Origin of the sequence: Skermanella aerolata KACC 11604, assembly GCF_000936425.1 — a bacterium.
Lineage (GTDB): Bacteria > Pseudomonadota > Alphaproteobacteria > Azospirillales > Azospirillaceae > Skermanella > Skermanella aerolata.
This window is the reverse complement of record NZ_AVFK01000003.1, coordinates 157,990-172,714: the sequence shown is the minus strand read 5'-3', so window position 1 is coordinate 172,714 and position 14,725 is coordinate 157,990. Positions and strand designations below refer to the sequence as shown.

Sequence of the window (14,725 nt, the reverse complement as noted above, 5' to 3'; positions counted from 1 at the left end):
GACATCAATCCAGGTCCGCGATCTCGGCGCGCAGCAGCTTGACCCGCTCCTCGCCATAGATCTTGCCCAGGCCATCCCATTGCGCCCGGCCGAACTCGGCGAACTCCTTTAGGGTCTCGGGCGAAAGCTCGGTGACCTCGACGCCGCCGGCCGCGATCTTGGCGAGGAATTCCTTGTTGAGCGCCCGGTTGTTTTCGATCTGCTTGCGGGTGACTTCCGTCGCGGTATCAAGGATCATGGTCCGCTGCTCGTCGCTGAGACGGCTCCAGAAGCGGTCGCCGGCGACGACGGTGCCCATGGCGTAGACGTGGTTGGTCGTCGTCATGAACTTCTGCGCTTCGAACAGGCGCGAGTTGTAGGTGATGCTCGGACCGTTGTCCTGGCCGTCGACGGTGCCCTGCTGGAGGCCGGTGAACAGTTCCGGGAAGGGCATCGTGATCGGCTGGGCTCCTGCTGCGGCAAAGAAGCCCTTGATGCCGGCGGAGCCGGGCACCCGCAGCTTGAGGCCCTGGAGGTCGGCAATCTTCTCGACCGCGCGGCGCGAGTTGGTGACCGAGCGGAACTCCAGCTCGAAGAAGCCCAGCGGCTCCATCTTGTGCTTGCTCAGGGTTTCCCGCAGCGTCTTCTGGAGGATGCCGTTCTCGTTGTAGAAGATCTTGTCAGCCTGCGCGAAGTCGTTGACGATGTATGGCAGGTAGTGGATGTCGAGCAGGGGGTCCAGGCCGGTCAGCGAGCCGGGGTTGAGGAACGCCAGTTCCAGCGAACCCCTCGCCAGCTCGCGGCCCAGCGTCTCGTCGCCGCCGAGCTGGCTGTTGGGGAACACCGAGATGTCGATCTCGCCGTTCGATCGCTCCTTGATCAAACGGGCGAATTCCTGGCTGGCCTGATCGACCGGGCTGTTGGTGGCGAAGACGTGACCCAAGCGGCCCCGCATCTCGCGCGCCTCTGCCGGCATGGCATTGAAGGCCGCGAAGGCGAGCGCGCAGGCGCAGGCACCGAACAAGGCGCGACGGGACAACATGGGCGATCCTCCCCTTGGAATTTACGGTTGATTATCGTTGCTTGGTCTTGGCTGGTGACTTGACGGGTGCTCAGCCGTGCTTGAGAACGACCGTCTTCGCCACGGTGAACTCGCGCAGCGCCTCGAACCCCTTCTCGCGGCCATGGCCGCTCTTCTTGACGCCGCCGAACGGCAGTTCGATGCCGCCGCCCGCCCCATAGGCATTGACGAAAACCTGTCCCGCCCGCACGGCGCGCGCCAGACGGAGCTGGCGGGCGCCATCCTTGGTCCAGATGCCGGCGACCAGCCCGAAGTCGGTGCCGTTGGCGATCCGGATCGCGTCGGCCTCGTCGTCGAACGGGATGGCGGACAGCACAGGCCCGAAGACTTCCTCGCACGCCAGCGAGTGCTTCAGCGGCACAGGTCCGAACAGCGTCGGCTTGACGTAGTAGCCGCCTTGGGGAGCGCCCTCGACGATGACGCCCTCGGCGAGGACGGGAACACCGTCGGACTTGGCCTGGGCCAGGAAGCCCTGGACGCGGTCGAACTGGTTGGCGCTGATGACGGGACCGCAATCCAGGTCGTCGCCATGGGGACCGACGCGGACCGCCGCGACGCGCCGGGCGAGGTCGGCGATAAAGCTGTCGAAGATCGAGCGCTGCACCAGCACGCGGCTGCCGGCGGAGCAGGTCTGGCCGGCGTTCTGCACGATGGCGTTGACGATGCTCTCGATCGCCAGCCGCTGGTCGGCGTCCTCGAACACGATCTGCGGCGACTTGCCGCCAAGCTCCAGCACGCAGGGAACGTGGTGTTCCGCGGCCGCCTTCTGGACCAGCGTGCCGACCTCGGGCGAGCCGGTGAACGACAGGAAGTCGATGCCGGGGTGGGCGGCCAGCGCCGCGCCGGCTTCCTCGCCATAGCCGGTCACGACGTTGATGGTGCCGGGCGGGAAGCCGATCTCCATGGCGATCTCTGCCAGCCGGATGCAGGACAGGCAGGCCTCCTCGGCCGGCTTGAGCACGGCGGCGTTGCCGGCGGCGAGGCTTGGGCCGAGCGTGCGGCCGAACATCTGGGCCGGGTAGTTCCAGGGGATGATATGGCCGGTGACGCCGCGCGGCTCGCGCAGGATCATGACGGTGTAGCCGTCGAGGAACGGGATGGTGTCGCCGTGGATCTTGTCGGCGGCGCCGCCGTAGAACTCGAAATACCGGGCGGCGTTGACGATGTCGGCGCGGGCCTGCTTGAGCGGCTTGCCAGTGTCGCTCGCCTCGATCTGGGCCAGTTCCTCGGCGTTCTCCAGGATCCGCTGGCCGAGACGGGTCAGCAAGCGGCCCCGCTCCATCGCCGGCGTCTGGCCCCAGGCGCCCTCGAAGGCGCGGCGGGCAGCGCGGACGGCGTTGTCGACATCCTCGGCCGTGCCGCGGGCGATGCGGGAGATCTCCTTGCCGTCGCTCGGGCTCAGCATCGGAATTGTCTGGCCGCCCGACCCCGAAGACCAATTGTTATTGATGAGAATCTGGTCGAAAGGCATGTGTCCTCACTCTCGTGGTGCGCGGTCCGAGATATTTCCTGAGCCATGATGGAGTTCTTGATCGGCTTTACTGGCTTTGCCCAGCCGTGCCGCCGGCGACTACGCGCCAGCCCAATCCCATCTCCCCGAACCGCGTTTTTATTCTTTGGCGGTCTTGAGAATAGACGCGTCGAGAAAACGTGGGAAATACGATATAACGTATGGAGGTATCGGAATAAGCTATAGCCGGGGAGGGAGGCTGCGGATGGCGCTATAGCCGTGGCGATGGCTGGCGGTTTGTAAACTACTCGCCCGCCGACGGCCGATCGAGGCGTGACGCAGCGCGATCACCGACGCGAGCGTCCCAGCCCATCATGGCGACCTGCGCCACATCCTCCAGTTCGGCGCGGCTCGCACCGTCCCGCGCCAGGATCGACATGCCGCTCTGGACCGTTTGCACGAAGCGAGCCAGTGCGTTGAGATCGACCGACGTCGGAACTTCGCCATCCGCGACGGCCCGCTCCAGCCGCGCCTTTATGCGTTCAAGTCCGACAGCGCGCGCCGACCGCAGCAGTTCGCCGAGTTGCTCGTGACCTTCGCTGCCGACCGACGAAAGGGCAACCATGCAACCGTTGGGGATATCGGCGCGGCATCCGCTCATGGATGCGGCAGAGTCCAGCAGCAGTGACATTACCGCTTCGCGCGCCGTGGCGGCAGAGTGGAAATTGCTCCAGAAGAGCGGTTCGTAGCACTGGCCATAGTGTTGGAGCGCCTCGGCATACAGCGCTTCCTTCGACCCGAAAGCCGCGTAGAGGCTGGGCGAACCGATCCCCATCGCTTTCGTGAGGTCGGAAATCGACGTCGCTTCGTAGCCTTTGGACCAGAACACACGGGTCGCCTGTGCTAGAGCGGCCTGACGATCGAACTCGCGAGGCCGCCCGCGGCTGCGTGCGGGACTTCTCGGTTCAGCTTGCTCGCTTTGCGGTGACTTCTGCATCGGACGATACATATCTCCAGCAGCGTATCGCCGCAATGCGGCAGGTCGGATTCACGTCGGCCGGCACGGATGATATGCTTACGGCGATCCGATGGTTTCCAGAAATTTGATCAGCTCGACGTTGACGCGGCTCGCCGCCTCGTGCTGGATCCAGTGGCCGGTGTTCTCCAGCTCGATATGGTCGACGAGGCCGGGCATGACGCGCCGAAGCTCCTCGGTCGTGGGCGGTGTGGGATGGAACATCCCGCTGAGGCCGTCGGCCGCGCCATAGATGTAAAGGGCCGGCTGCCGGATCACGGCGCCCTTGAATGCCGGCGTGAGATCGAAGGTCGTTTGCAGTGCGCGGTAGTAGTTCAGCCCGCCGCGAAACCCTGTTCGTTCGAAGGTGCGGATCGTGTGGCGAACATAGTCCGGATCGGCCCAGTCCGGCACGGCCACGGGCGAGGGCCGAAGCATGTGCCGGGCCGGATCGCTGGGGTCCCATCGCGTCTCCGGCGGCGGACTGGCCGATAGCCAGTACAGGACGCTCGGTATCGTCGTTCGAGCCGGCGCAAAACGGGCCTCGGCGTCCTGCTTCAGCATGTCGAAGTAATAGGAGCGGCCTTCCATGCCCTGCCTGCGCAAGCTGTCCCAGTGGCTGATCTCGCCGCGTGGCAGATAGGGGATGCTCAGGCTGACCATCGCGCGAAAGCGATCCGGCCGCATCAGCATCGCGCGCCACGCGTGATCCGCTCCCCAGTCGTGCCCGACGAGGACGGCGGACTGGATTCCAAGGGCATCGAGCACACCCACCAGATCGCCGGCGATGTGGAGGGAGGAATAGAGGTTCGCCTCGGCCGGAGCATAGCTCCCGCCATAGCCCCGCATGTCGAGAGCCACCGCACGGTATCCCGCTTCGGCCACGGCGCGCATCTGGCTGCGCCAGGTCTCAGCGGTATCGGGAAAGCCATGACAGAACAGGACGGCCGGTCCCCGCCCCTGTTCGATCACGTGGAAACCGGCCCCATTGGCCTGGACCTGCGCCTGTCGAACCGGGAACCGGTCGGCCGGGTCCGGAACTGCCGCCAGCGCGGACGGCATACTCAGGCCAAGGCCAAGCACGGCCGATGCTTTAAGAAGTTCGCGCCGCGACGGGTGCCAAACGGCGCGGGTGGTATCGTCCATCATCCGTCTTCTTCCTTGGTTGCCTCAAGGTCCTCGTACCGCTTCCAGCCCCGCCCGATGGGCGGCGAAGGCCCACATGTCGGCGATCTCTTCGCTGTCCATCAAGCCCACACCGGGAAGTTCGGCCGCGAACAGATCGGGCCGCTGGTTGACCACGGCCCCCCCAGGAGCCCGCCACCGGACTCGCCCTGGTCCAACCATCCAGCGGAGCGGGCGAGTAGACCGGGATGACGTCGATCCCGTGGCCGTAGTACCAGGCCCACGACCCGAAGTCGGGAAAACGCTTCCGCTCAGGCGTTCAATCCGCCGTCGACGGTGACGACCGTCCCGGTGATCTGTCTTGCCGCAGGGCTGGCAAGGAACGTCACGGCGGCCGCCACATCCTGTGGGTTTCCGTAGCGCCCGAGCGGCGTCAGGGCGCGCAGCCCATCGGCCTGTTCGCCATCGGCCGGATTCATATCGGTGTCGGTCGCTCCCGGCTGCACCAAATTCACGGTGATGTCGTGCGGCCCGAGTTCGCGCGCAAGGCCCCGGGTGAAGGCGAGCAGCGCTGATTTGGTCAAGGAGTAGACCGTCACGCCCGGAAACGGAACCCGTTCGCCCAGACTTGATCCGATCGAGACGATGCGGCCGCCCTGCCCGAGATGCGGGATCGCTGCCTGCGAGGCCAGCACGACCGCACGCACGTTGATGTTCAGGAGTGCGTCGATATCGGCGAGGCTCATCTCGGCCACCGTGCCCGCGCGGGCGATGCCGGCGTTGTTGACGAGAATATCGAGGCCGCCGAGCCCTTCGGCCGCCTCTTCGACCGAGCGCTTCACCGCCGCCGGATCGGCGCTGTCGGCCTGTATGGCAAGACCCCGCCTGCCCTTTTCCTCGATGGCACGGACGACATCGGCCGCGCGATCGGCCGAACGCTCATACGTGATGGCCACATCGGCGCCCTTTTCCGCAAGCGCCAGCGCGATGGCGGCACCGATACCCCGCGAGGCGCCCGTCACCAGGGCGCGCTTACCAGCCAAATCACTCATCGTTCATCCTTTCCATGACGGACCGTCGGTAATCCCGGTCGGGTCGCGCGATCGGCCCGTTATTTCTGTATCGATCATTATATAAACAGCTAGACGCGTTGCTGGAGCAAGTCAACCACATTATCTGGCGATCGATACAAAAACCCGGCGGGGGATTATCACGGATAGGCGGGAGAGACCTGATGGCCTCCCCCGCTTCCCATATTTCCGGCGGTTCTCAAAGGACGACGAAGAGACCCCAGACGACGACGGGCGCCACGACGGTCACCAGCGCGCCGTAGCCCATCAGGCGGCGGAAGAACTGGTCGCGGTCGACGCCTTGGGCATTCGCTAGGACGAGCGCGCCATTGGTCGAAAACGGGCTGACATCGACGATGGTCGACGAGACCGCCATCGCGGCGATGAAGCCGATTGCGCCGACGCCGGTATCTGCCTGAAGGAACGGCACGGCCAGCGGGATCAGCGATCCCAGGACCGCCGTCGATGAGGCGAAGGCCGAGACAACGGCCCCGATGAAGCACAGCAGCAGGGCTGCGATCAGCGGCGAGGTCATGCCGGCGACGCTGTGTCCGACGAAGTCGATGGTGCCCATCGCCTCCAGCACGCCGACATAGGTGCTGACGCCGGTGATCAGCACGATTTCCGGCCAAGACACCTGCCCTATCGCCCGCTTCTGGAGGTTGGGCGACATCAGCGACAGGACCAGGCCGATGGTGATCGCGACGAAACCAATGTCGAGCTTGAACGCCAGCGTCAGCACGGCGAGCAGCACCAGACCGGCGATGGTGACCATCTGGTATGGCTTGGAGAAAGCGCTTTCGCGGGCGACCTGCTTGCCCATGACGCTGTCGGCGTTGCCCATGGAAAGCTCAAGCTCCTCGCGGAGCGACTCAGCCTCGGCATCGCCGTAGACCTGGGCGCCGCCCTGCGGCGTGGACTGGCCAATGGTGCGGATGTTCGACATGGCGCCGACGCTGCCCGCCGGTACGCCGTCGGGGATGCTGTCGGAAACCCCGGCCATTACGGCGCGGCGGCTCATCAGCTTCCGGCCGCCCAGCAGCACGAAAAGCAGCGCCGCTACAGCGAAGTTGACGAAGAAGCTGGCCGCGAAGGTCGTGACGGCGCTCAACGGAAGGCCCGCCTTGGCGACGATGCCGTTGGTGATGCCGCCATAGATGCTGATCGGAGAAAAGCCGCCGGCCTGCGCGCCGTGGATCACCATCAGGCCCATCAGCAAAGGGCTGATCTTGTGCTGGATCGCGAAGCCGAGTGCTATCGGGGCGATGATCGCGACCGCCGCCGGGCTGACGGCGCCGACGGAGGTCAGGACCGCGGCAATGAAGAACATGATCCAGGGGATCGCCGCGACATGTCCCTTGACCGCCCGGACCGCTAGCTGGACCAGCCAATCGATGGTGCCGTTGTTCTGCGCCAGGGCGAACAGGTAGGTGATGCCGACCAGCGTCAGGAACAGTCCGGTCGGGAAACCAGCGATGATTTCCTTGGTGCCCAGCCCCGCCACCAGCGTCCCGATCAGGAAGGCACCGACGAACGCCAGTATGCCCATGTTGATCGGCAGCAGCGTGGCGATTATGAACATCACCGCCAGCGCATAGATCGAGATCAGTTCAGGGGACATGGCGCAGCGCCTCCCCCTCGATATCGGATCGGCACAGGGGTACCGGGAGCGGGATAGATCCTCGCTTCTGCATATCGAACGTTCCCTCCGTTATGAGCCGGGCTTAGTCTTTGTATGCCCGCTCTTGCCTTTTGCTGCATTATTGTATGCATGCCAATCAGATTATGGCAAGCATGTATCTTGAAACCGGAACAAACGGCATTCGGCGTATACAGAAGGGAGGGGTTTGAGCTGTTCAGGGCACAGTTTGCACGGTCTTGCGGGAGGAACGGCATAGCCTTTCGACGCCAACCTTGCGTCTATGTTTGACCCGTGCCTTAGTGCCTTATATGTTAGTCATATAAGGTGTTTTGACCTGATATGCCTGATATATGAGGCAACTATATGCTGGATCTGCTGGGCATCGGCGAAAGGATCGCTGTCGAGCGCAAGGCGCTGGGGCTGACCCAGACGCAGCTTGCCCAGCGCTCCCGCACCAGCCGGGCTACGATAACGGCTCTGGAAACCGGAGCCCAGCGCGAGCTCGGCTTCAACAAGATAATGGCCATCCTGACCGTGCTCGGCCTCGATCTGCGCCTCACCGCCGCCAACGCCGGCCAGCAGACACTCGAAGATCTCCAACGGGAGAGGGATCGATGATCAGGGTCTGGAGCGACAATCTCGGCTATGAGACCAACGGCCCCTAAGTTTGACCTGAGAGTTCCGGTACGGATGTCGGGCTGAAGAGGCCCGACCTACGGATGACGCTTGCTGCAAGCGCCCCAGCAGGAAACACCGATGCCGACGCAGGGTAGATTCGCAGGTCGGGCCTCTTCAGCCCGACATCTAACGTTCCAGACAGGACAGTGTTTGTTGGGCCACGGCCCAACCTACGGGCTCCTGCTTCGTAGGTTTGGCCGTGACTCAACACTTGCCGTCCGCCGGTCAACCTCGTCGGCTCCTGGTATCAGCCGTCAGAAAGACGACTCACCCGTTGATGTCGACCACCACGCGGCCTCTGATCTGGCCGGCTAGGATCTTCGTTGCCAGATCGGGCAGGGCGTCGAAGGGCTGGACTTCGTACATCGACTTCAGGTGCGCCTTGTCGAGGTCGCGGGCGAGGCGGGTCCAGGCGGCGTCGCGCTTGGGCTGCGGCGCCATCACGCTGTCGACGCCGAGCAATGCTACGCTGCGCAGGATGTGAGGCAGCACCGTTCCCGGCAGGTCGGCCGAGCCTGCCAGACCGCAGGCGGCGATGGCGCCGCCGTAGACGGTCTGCGACAGGGCGGTGACCAGCGTCTGGCCGCCGACCGCATCGACGCCGCCGGCCCAGCGTTCCTTCTGCAAAGGCGCGCCCTTTTCGGAGAGTGCGCCGCGCTCGATGAAGCTGGTGGCGCCGAGGCTGCCGAGATAGTCGTGGGTTTCCGGACGGCCGGTCGCCGCGGTCACCGGATAGCCCCGCTTGGCGAGCAGCGCCACCGCGACCGAGCCGACGCCGCCGGCGGCCCCCGTGACCAGCACTTCCTTGCCGCCGGGCTGGATGACGCCCCACTTCTCCAGCGCGTCGACGCACAGGGAGGCGGTGTAGCCGGCGGTGCCGATGCCCATCGCCTCTTCAAGGGTGAAGGCGTCGGGCAGGCGGGTCAGCCATTCCGGCTTCAGGCGCTGGAACTTGGCATAGCCGCCCCATACCGTTTCCGACAGGCCCCAGCCGTTGACGATCACCCGGTCGCCCTGCTTCCAGTCGGGAGAGCGGGATTCGACCACCGTGCCGGCAAGGTCGATACCCGCGACCATGGGCAGCTTGCGGGCGATGCGGCCCTTGCCGGAAACCGCCAGGCCGTCCTTGTAGTTGACGGTGGAATAGGCGACCTCGACCAGCACGTCGTTGTCGGGCAGGTCGGCGAGGGTCAGGTGCTTGAAGCCGCCCTTCGGCTTGCCGTCAGCATCCTCGATGACAAAGGCTTTGAAGCTATCGGTCACTGTGGATTTTCCTCCGAGCAGCGTGATTTCCAGGGGAGGACTCAACGGTCCGCCGCGATGGGAATCACGCTACGAAGCATTGGCATATTTGTCAAACAAATAGGCCGATACTCACCGGGAGTTCGTCCTCAGTGGGAGATCATCCAGGGGCGCTTGGACGGGAAAGTCTTGGCCCCGTCCCTGGTATAGACGGCGCTGCTCTTGCCGCCCGAACAGCAGGAGCAGCCGGGGGCGTGGGCTCCCGCTTCCCGCTCCGCCTTGCTCGACCGCTTCGGCGCATGGGCGCTTCGCTCGTTGGTCTCGAAGGCGTTGCGGCGGGCCGGGTCCATGCCGCCGATGCTGGGGAAGGACAGGAATGCGCGAGCGGCGGGCGCCCCGCAATCGGGGCACCCGCACGGCTCGGCCGACTTCGCCATGGGCCGCAGCGCCGTGAAGGCGCCGCAGCTTTCGCACATGTAGTCGTAGACGGGCATCGGTTGATCCTCGGTTCAGGAGCGTCAAAGATCGGGAGCGAGCGGCACGTCGATCAAGCCGTCCAGGAACTTCTTCGGCCCGTCGGAGCCGGGATTGATGTCGAACTCGAAGATCCCGGTCGGCAGCCAAAGGGTCGCGCAGGCGTTGGGGATATCGACCACGCCGCTGATGTGACCCTGGACCGGTGCCGTGCCGAGGACGGCATAGGCCTGGGCGCGGGTGAAGCCGAACTTGGTCAGGTATTCGATCGCGTTCAGGCAGGCCTGCCGGTACGCGATGTGGACGTCGAGATAGTGCTGGACGCCGCCCTCGTCGACGGAGATGCCTTCGAAGATCAGGTAGTCGTCGTAGGTGGGCTTGATCTTGCTCGGCTTGAAGATCGGGTTCTTGATGCCGAACTTCGCCATGCCGCCCTTGATCAGCTCGACCTTCATGTGAATCCAGCCGGCCATCTCGATGGCGCCGCAGAAGGTGATCTCGCCGTCGCCCTGGCTGAAGTGAAGGTCACCGACCGAAAGGCCGGCGCCCGGCACGTAGACGGGGAAGAACACCTTGGCGCCGCGCGACAGGTCCTTGATGTCGCAGTTGCCGCCGTGCTCGCGGGGCGGCACGGTGCGGGCGCCCTCGGCCCCGGCCGCCGCCGCGTCGTCGCCCTTCAGGCGGCCCATATGGGCGGTCGGGCCGTAGGGCAGCGTGGCCAGCGCGGGCACGCGTTCCGGATTGGTGTCGAACAGCGCCTTTTCGCGGGTGTTCCAGGTCTGGAGCATGTCGCGCGACGGCAGGCAGCCGATCAGGCCGGGATGGATCAGGCCGGGGAAGCGGACGCCGGGGACGTGGCGCGACTTGGTGAACATGCCCTCGAAGTCCCAGATCGACTTCTGCGCCTCGGGGAAGTGTTCGGTCAGGAAACCTCCGCCGTTGTTCTTGGAGAAGAAGCCGTTGAAGCCCCACTGGCTCTGCGGGAAGGCTCCGATGTCGAGGAAATCGACCACCAGCAAGTCGCCCGGCTCCGCCCCCTCGACGCCGATCGGCCCGGACAGGAAGTGGACCTGGGACAGATCGACGTCGCGCACGTCGGCGGCGCTGTCGTCGTTCTTGATCTGGCCGCCGGTCCAGTCGAAGCACTCCACGATGAAGTCGTCGCCCGGCTTGACCGTGGCGACCATCGGGATATCCGGGTGCCAGCGGTTGTGGATCATGTCGTTGTCGTAGGGCGAGGAGCCGAGATCGATCCTGATGATTGTTTCCGCCATGTCATGTCTCCTTCCGGTGAGTTCTTATTCGAGTGGGGTTTTTGTTTCAGGGGGCGAAGGGTTCGTCCGGCCGGCTACACCGACAGGTATCTGGCGACCTGTGCCTCGTCGATGCCGGCGCGGGGCTGGTCCTGGACGATGTTGCCGTTCTCCAGCACCAGGACGCGGTCCGCGATGTCGAGCGCGAAGCTCAGCACCTGTTCCGATACGACGATGCTGAGGCCGCGTTCGTCGCGGATGCGCTTGAGGGTTCGGGCCATGTCGCGGATGATGCTGGGCTGGATGCCCTCGGTCGGTTCGTCCAGCAGCAGCACCTTGGGCCGGCTGGCGAGTGCCCGAGCGATGGCGAGCTGCTGCTGCTGGCCGCCGGACAGGTTGCCGCCCCGGCGGCCCTTCATCTCGAGCAGGACAGGGAACAGTTCGTAGATGTCGGGCGGCACCTTGGTCTCGCCCGAGACCGTCAGTCCGGTCTCGATGTTCTCCTCCACCGTCATGGTGGAGAAGATCATGCGGCCCTGGGGGACGAAGCCGACGCCCTTGGCCACCCGCTGATGGCTTTTCAGGTGGGTGATGTCGGCGCCGCCGACCGCGACCGACCCGCTCCGGGTCGGCACGATCCCCATCAGCGACTTCATCAGCGTTGTCTTGCCCATGCCGTTGCGCCCCATGATCGCGACGATCTCGTTGGGGGCCACGGTGAAATCGAGGCCGTGAAGGACCTCGCTCTGCCCATAGGCGACGTGCAGGTCGGAGACGTTGAGCATTTCCGGCGTTTCCCCTAATGGCCAAGGTAGACTTCGACGACGCGGGGATCACTCTTCACATGGCTCATTGATCCTTCGGACAGGACCTTGCCCTGATGGAGGACGGTGACCCGGTGGGCGATGTCCTCGACGAACTTCATGTCGTGCTCGATCACGATCACCGAGCGGTCCTTGATGATGCGGTTGAGCAGTTCGGCCGTCTTGGCCCGCTCGGCGACACTCATGCCGGCGACCGGTTCGTCCAGCATCAGGAGCTGCGGGTCCTGGATCAGCAGCATGCCGATCTCCAGCCACTGCTTCTGGCCGTGGCTGAGGAACTCAGCCCGCTGGTCGAGGTGATCGGCAAGGAAGATGGTTTCGGCGATCTCGTCGATGCGGTCGCGCACGGCGGCGTCCCGCTTGAAGGCGAGGGCTCCGAACACCGAGTGGCCGCGCGGGTAGGAGATTTCCAGGTTCTCGAAGACGCTGAGGTCTTCGTAGATCGACGGGTTCTGGAACTTGCGGCCGATCCCCTCGGCGACGATCTTGTCCTCCCGCAGCTTGGTGATCTCCTTGCCCTTGAACCGGATGGAGCCGCCGGTAGCGCGGGTGCGGCCGCAGATCAGGTCGAGCACCGTCGTCTTGCCGGCCCCGTTGGGTCCGATGATGACGCGGATCTCGTTCTCCTCGACGTAGAAGGACAGGTTCTCGACCGCCTTGAAGCCGTCGAAGGATACGGTCAGCCCTTCGACCGACAGCAGGAAGCTGGAGGGTTCGGTCATGGCTCAGGTCCTCCGCTCGGCGGGCGCCGCGGTGGGGGAGATCGGGGCCGGGGAGATCGGCCGGGGAGCGCCGCGCTGGCCGATCCGGTCGAACCAGGGCTGGGCATAGGCCTGCCAGAGACCAGCGAGACCGTTGGGAAACGCCATGACGACGCCGATGAACAGGGCGCCCATCGCGAACAGCCACAGTTCCGGGAAGCTTTCGGAGAAGATCGTCTTGGCGTAGTTGACGAACAGCGTGCCGTAAACAGCGCCGAACAGCGACAGCCGGCCGCCGACCGCGCAGTAGATCACCATCTCGATCGACGGCACGATCCCGACGAAGGAGGGCGACATGAAGCCGACCTGGAGGGTGAACATCGCGCCGCCGATGGCGGCGAGGACGGAGGCGAAGCAGAAGATGAAGATCTTGAAGTTGGAGACGTCGTAGCCGGAGAAGCGGACGCGGTCTTCCTTGTCGCGGATCGCCACCAGGATGCGGCCGTACTTGGAGCGGCGGACGAACTGGGCCAGCAGCAGGCAGCCAAGCAGCAGGGCGACGTTGACGAAATACAGCACCTCCTTGGCGAAGTCGGTGCGGATGTCCCAGCCCTTCAGAGTGCGCAGGTCGGTAATGCCGTTGATGCCGCCGGTGTAGCCTTGCTGGCCGACGATCAGGATCGTCAGGATCGCGGCGATGGCCTGGGTGATGATCGCGAAATAGACCCCGCCGACCCGCCGCTTGAACATCGCGACGCCGATGATCCAGGCGAAGACGGCGGGCACCACCAGGATCGCCACGATAGTCAGGGTCAGGCTGTGGAACGGCAACCAGAAGGCCGGCAGTTCGGTGATCTGGTTCCAGTCCATGAAGTCGGGGATGCCGGGAGTGGACTGGATCGCGGTGTGCTCCGGGCTGGATGCCTCCAGCTTCAGGAACATCGCCATGCCGTAGCCACCGAGACCGAAGAAGATCCCCTGCCCCAGGCTCAGGATGCCGGCGTTGCCCCAGCACAGCACGAGGCCGAGCGCCACGAAGGCGTAGGTCAGGTATTTGCCGACCAGGTTCAGCCGGAAACTGTCGAGCGCCATGGGAAAGACGACGAGCAGGAGGGCCGACAGGATCACGACGAAGACGACTTCGTTGCGCTTGAGGAAGATGTTGCCGCTTCTCATGGATTGTTCCTCACCGCCGTACCTTGAGGACGAACAGGCCCTGCGGCCGCAGCATGAGAATTCCGACGACCGCCAGCAGGGTCAGCACCTTCGCCATCGATCCGCTGAGGAAGAATTCCATGGTGGACTGGGCCTGCGAGATCACGAAAGCCGAGGCGATCGTGCCGAGCAGGCTCTGCGCGCCGCCGAACACCACCACTAGGAAGGTATCGACGATATAGAGCTGGCCGGAGGTCGGGCCGGTCGAGCCGACCATCGTGAAGGCGCTGCCGGCGACCCCGGCGATGCCGCAGCCGATGCCGAAGGTGTAGCGGTCGACCTTCTCGGTATCGATGCCGACGGCCCCGGCCATCACCCGATTCTGCATCACCGCCCGGACCTGCTTGCCCCAGCGCGAGCGGTACATCAGCACGGCCACCGCCACCGTGATCAGGAGCGTCAGGGCCATGACGAACAGGCCGTTGATCGGAACCTCGATCACGTCGGTCACGGGCAGCGAACCGATCAGCCATTGCGGCAGTTCGACCCCGACTTCACGCGCGCCGAAGACGGAGCGGTAGAACTGCTGAAGCATCAGGCTGAGGCCCCAGGTCGCCAGCAGCGTGTCCAGCGGCCTGCGGTAGAGGTGGCGGATCATGCCCCATTCCACCAGCATGCCGAGAGCGCCGGCGCCGACGAACGCCAGGATCATGGCGACGAAGAAGTAAACGCTGAACAGGGCCGGCAGGTAGTTCAGGAAGAAGTTAGACGTGAAGTAGGTGATGTAGGCCCCGAGGATCATGAATTCCCCGTGCGCCATGTTGATGACGCCCATCTGGCCGAAGATGATCGCAAGGCCAAGCGCCATCAGCACGAAGACGGAGAACAGGATCAGCCCGGCGAACCCCTGCATGGCGAAAATGGAGCCGAGTTCGGCCAGCGTGTAGCCTTCGAACATGGATCGCTCTCCTGGAGGGTATCTTCCGTCGATTGCCGGGCGGAGCGCCGCGGACGCCGCGGCGCTCCGCCCGGCCTA

15 protein-coding genes are annotated in these 14,725 nt (G+C 64.8%); 1 reads left to right on the top strand and 14 read right to left on the bottom strand.

The window, feature by feature from the left end; translation table 11 throughout:
• Nucleotides 1–4: 4 nt before the first annotated feature.
• The 7 genes from N826_RS06010 to N826_RS05985 form a co-directional block, all read right to left on the bottom strand.
• Nucleotides 5–1,021 carry a TRAP transporter substrate-binding protein gene (locus N826_RS06010; RefSeq protein WP_044426659.1) on the bottom strand — a complete coding sequence of 339 codons (1,017 nt, stop codon included), beginning with the start codon at nt 1,019–1,021 and terminating at the stop codon, nt 5–7.
• Nucleotides 1,022–1,091: 70 nt separating this feature from the next.
• Nucleotides 1,092–2,531 (bottom strand): aldehyde dehydrogenase family protein, encoded by a 1,440-nt coding sequence (locus N826_RS06005; RefSeq protein WP_044426657.1) that lies wholly within the window; start codon nt 2,529–2,531, stop codon nt 1,092–1,094.
• A gap of 283 nt (nt 2,532–2,814) precedes the next feature.
• Nucleotides 2,815–3,507 (bottom strand): TetR/AcrR family transcriptional regulator, encoded by a 693-nt coding sequence (locus N826_RS06000; protein ID WP_044426883.1) that lies wholly within the window; start codon nt 3,505–3,507, stop codon nt 2,815–2,817.
• 78 nt (nt 3,508–3,585) lie between these two features.
• Entirely contained in the window at nt 3,586–4,674 is a 1,089-nt protein-coding gene (locus N826_RS05995; protein ID WP_211099218.1) for an alpha/beta fold hydrolase, read from the bottom strand.
• A gap of 21 nt (nt 4,675–4,695) precedes the next feature.
• On the bottom strand, nt 4,696–4,827 hold the full coding sequence (locus N826_RS45675) for a hypothetical protein (RefSeq protein WP_280178437.1): 132 nt from the start codon (nt 4,825–4,827) through the stop codon (nt 4,696–4,698).
• Nucleotides 4,828–4,961: 134 nt separating this feature from the next.
• Nucleotides 4,962–5,702, bottom strand: a complete 741-nt coding sequence (locus N826_RS05990) for an SDR family NAD(P)-dependent oxidoreductase (protein WP_044426655.1) — start codon at nt 5,700–5,702, stop codon at nt 4,962–4,964.
• 217 nt (nt 5,703–5,919) lie between these two features.
• Nucleotides 5,920–7,341 carry an SLC13 family permease gene (locus N826_RS05985; protein ID WP_044426654.1) on the bottom strand — a complete coding sequence of 474 codons (1,422 nt, stop codon included), beginning with the start codon at nt 7,339–7,341 and terminating at the stop codon, nt 5,920–5,922.
• 384 nt (nt 7,342–7,725) lie between these two features.
• Between N826_RS05985 and N826_RS05980 the strand changes: the two genes are divergently transcribed.
• Nucleotides 7,726–7,980, top strand: coding sequence for a helix-turn-helix domain-containing protein (locus N826_RS05980; protein ID WP_052830869.1), 255 nt, complete (start codon nt 7,726–7,728; stop codon nt 7,978–7,980).
• Between the two features lie 327 nt (nt 7,981–8,307).
• Here the strand turns inward: N826_RS05980 and N826_RS05975 are convergent, their stop codons facing one another.
• The 7 genes from N826_RS05975 to urtB all read right to left on the bottom strand — a co-directional run bounded on the left by N826_RS05975 (nt 8,308) and on the right by urtB (nt 14,647).
• Nucleotides 8,308–9,303, bottom strand: a complete 996-nt coding sequence (locus N826_RS05975) for an MDR family oxidoreductase (RefSeq protein WP_044426653.1) — start codon at nt 9,301–9,303, stop codon at nt 8,308–8,310.
• Between the two features lie 128 nt (nt 9,304–9,431).
• Nucleotides 9,432–9,776 carry an FmdB family zinc ribbon protein gene (locus N826_RS05970; protein ID WP_044426652.1) on the bottom strand — a complete coding sequence of 115 codons (345 nt, stop codon included), beginning with the start codon at nt 9,774–9,776 and terminating at the stop codon, nt 9,432–9,434.
• 24 nt (nt 9,777–9,800) lie between these two features.
• Complete coding sequence (gene fmdA / locus N826_RS05965) at nt 9,801–11,030, bottom strand: formamidase (protein WP_044426651.1); 1,230 nt, start codon at nt 11,028–11,030, stop codon at nt 9,801–9,803.
• A gap of 74 nt (nt 11,031–11,104) precedes the next feature.
• Nucleotides 11,105–11,794 (bottom strand): urea ABC transporter ATP-binding subunit UrtE, encoded by a 690-nt coding sequence (gene urtE / locus N826_RS05960; protein ID WP_044426650.1) that lies wholly within the window; start codon nt 11,792–11,794, stop codon nt 11,105–11,107.
• A 14-nt stretch (nt 11,795–11,808) separates the two neighbouring features.
• Nucleotides 11,809–12,555, bottom strand: coding sequence for an urea ABC transporter ATP-binding protein UrtD (urtD, locus tag N826_RS05955; protein WP_044426648.1), 747 nt, complete (start codon nt 12,553–12,555; stop codon nt 11,809–11,811).
• 3 nt (nt 12,556–12,558) lie between these two features.
• Nucleotides 12,559–13,710 carry an urea ABC transporter permease subunit UrtC gene (gene urtC / locus N826_RS05950; protein ID WP_044426646.1) on the bottom strand — a complete coding sequence of 384 codons (1,152 nt, stop codon included), beginning with the start codon at nt 13,708–13,710 and terminating at the stop codon, nt 12,559–12,561.
• A gap of 10 nt (nt 13,711–13,720) precedes the next feature.
• Complete coding sequence (gene urtB, locus N826_RS05945) at nt 13,721–14,647, bottom strand: urea ABC transporter permease subunit UrtB (RefSeq protein ID WP_044426645.1); 927 nt, start codon at nt 14,645–14,647, stop codon at nt 13,721–13,723.
• Between the last annotated feature and the right edge of the window lie 78 nt (nt 14,648–14,725).

Excerpts from the sequence above, each read along its gene's own strand:
- N826_RS06005 (WP_044426657.1), bottom strand. The coding sequence starts at position 2,531 with ATGCCTTTCGACCAGATTCTCATCAATAACAATTGGTCTTCGGGGTCG.
- urtD (WP_044426648.1), bottom strand. The coding sequence starts at position 12,555 with ATGACCGAACCCTCCAGCTTCCTGCTGTCGGTCGAAGGGCTGACCGTA.
- N826_RS05980 (WP_052830869.1), top strand. The coding sequence starts at position 7,726 with ATGCTGGATCTGCTGGGCATCGGCGAAAGGATCGCTGTCGAGCGCAAG.
- urtB (WP_044426645.1), bottom strand. The coding sequence starts at position 14,647 with ATGTTCGAAGGCTACACGCTGGCCGAACTCGGCTCCATTTTCGCCATG.
- N826_RS05970 (WP_044426652.1), bottom strand. The coding sequence starts at position 9,776 with ATGCCCGTCTACGACTACATGTGCGAAAGCTGCGGCGCCTTCACGGCG.
- N826_RS06010 (WP_044426659.1), bottom strand. The coding sequence starts at position 1,021 with ATGTTGTCCCGTCGCGCCTTGTTCGGTGCCTGCGCCTGCGCGCTCGCC.
- N826_RS05995 (WP_211099218.1), bottom strand. The coding sequence starts at position 4,674 with ATGATGGACGATACCACCCGCGCCGTTTGGCACCCGTCGCGGCGCGAA.
- fmdA (WP_044426651.1), bottom strand. The coding sequence starts at position 11,030 with ATGGCGGAAACAATCATCAGGATCGATCTCGGCTCCTCGCCCTACGAC.
- N826_RS05985 (WP_044426654.1), bottom strand. The coding sequence starts at position 7,341 with ATGTCCCCTGAACTGATCTCGATCTATGCGCTGGCGGTGATGTTCATA.
- urtC (WP_044426646.1), bottom strand. The coding sequence starts at position 13,710 with ATGAGAAGCGGCAACATCTTCCTCAAGCGCAACGAAGTCGTCTTCGTC.
- urtE (WP_044426650.1), bottom strand. The coding sequence starts at position 11,794 with ATGCTCAACGTCTCCGACCTGCACGTCGCCTATGGGCAGAGCGAGGTC.
- N826_RS06000 (WP_044426883.1), bottom strand. The coding sequence starts at position 3,507 with ATGCAGAAGTCACCGCAAAGCGAGCAAGCTGAACCGAGAAGTCCCGCA.
- N826_RS05990 (WP_044426655.1), bottom strand. The coding sequence starts at position 5,702 with ATGAGTGATTTGGCTGGTAAGCGCGCCCTGGTGACGGGCGCCTCGCGG.